The following is a 1,185-nucleotide window of genomic DNA, read 5'->3' on the forward strand; positions in this document are numbered from 1 at the left end:
TCGAGATATCGAGCAGGACGACGTCGGGGTCGTGCGTCTTGAAGGCAGCATAGGCGTCCGCGGCGTTGTCGGCTTCAGCCACGACATGCAGATCGCCCTGGCTTTCCAGCACGCGTCGATAGCCCTGCCGGACGATCGGGTGGTCGTCGACCAGCAGCACGGCGATGCCTGTTGCGGCCACCTCGTTCATTCCGGCCTCATGCGGCGAGCGGGATGGTGGCGGCGACGCTGAGGCCGCGGTTCGCGGGCAGGATCGACAGCGATCCGCCGGCGGCCGTGACGCGCTCGCGTATGCCGGTCAGGCCGAAGCCGGCCGATTGCGTGACACGCTCGGCATCGCCGCCGCCGTCGTCCTCGACGCGGATCAGCAGGGCATCGTCCTCGCCGGCGCGGCGTTCGACGCGCAGTGAGATCTCGCGCGCCGCGCTGTGACGCAGCGCGTTGGTGAGGCATTCCTGCGCGACACGATAGGCCGTGGTGGCAGCCGGCCCGCTGATGTCGGTGAGGTCGCCCCTGAGATCGAGCTGGATCGCCGGCCGCGCCGTGCTGTGCGAGCGCCAGCTGTCGACGAGATTGACGAGGCTGGCTTCGAGCCCGAGCTCCTCGGGCAGCGGATTGCGCAGCCGCTTGAGCGCATCGCGCAGCGAGGCCATCAAATGGTGGGTGGCCTGCGAGATCATGCGCGCGTCCTGCGCGATCCCATCGTCCTTGGTCTGCTTCGCGCTCGCCGTTTCGATCGTGTTGGCAAAGGCGAGGATGGCGGACAGGTTCTGCCCGAACTCGTCGTGCAGCTCGCGGGCGAGGGCGCGGCGCTCGTCGTCGCGGATTTCGATCAGGCGCCGCGCCAGCGCCGCGCGCTGTTCGGTGACTTCCTCCAGCCGGCCGCCGAGCTCGCCGACGGCGCTGCCGATCATCGCCAGCTCCATCGAGCGGAAGCGCGGCAGTTTCGTACGATATTGACCGCGCGCCATGCGCTGCAGCGCGGCGACGATCGCGCGCGCCGGCGCAAGTGCGTGCGCGATGGCGAGCGAAGCGAGCAGGGCGATCGCGGCGGCCATCAGCAGCGCCACGTCGATGACGTTGAGGATGTAGGCCCAGGCGAGCGAGATCGCGGCGGCGGCATCGGGCGTCGCAACGACAGTGCCGGCGGACGCGGCGCGCGGGCTGATGGGCCGCACCGCCTCG

The 1,185-nt window shown here is 70.2% G+C and carries 2 protein-coding genes; both read right to left on the reverse strand.

The window, feature by feature from the left end; genetic code table 11:
• Positions 1-190: response regulator (locus JHD07_RS07195; protein WP_291620466.1), on the reverse strand; the 190-nt coding region annotated here is incomplete at its 3' end.
• 7 nt (positions 191-197) lie between these two features.
• A partial coding sequence (locus tag JHD07_RS07200; protein ID WP_291620468.1) for a histidine kinase occupies positions 198-1,185 on the reverse strand: 988 nt, incomplete at its 5' end.

The sequence above is a fragment of the Bradyrhizobium sp. genome (genome assembly GCF_016462955.1).
GTDB lineage: Bacteria > Pseudomonadota > Alphaproteobacteria > Rhizobiales > Xanthobacteraceae > Bradyrhizobium.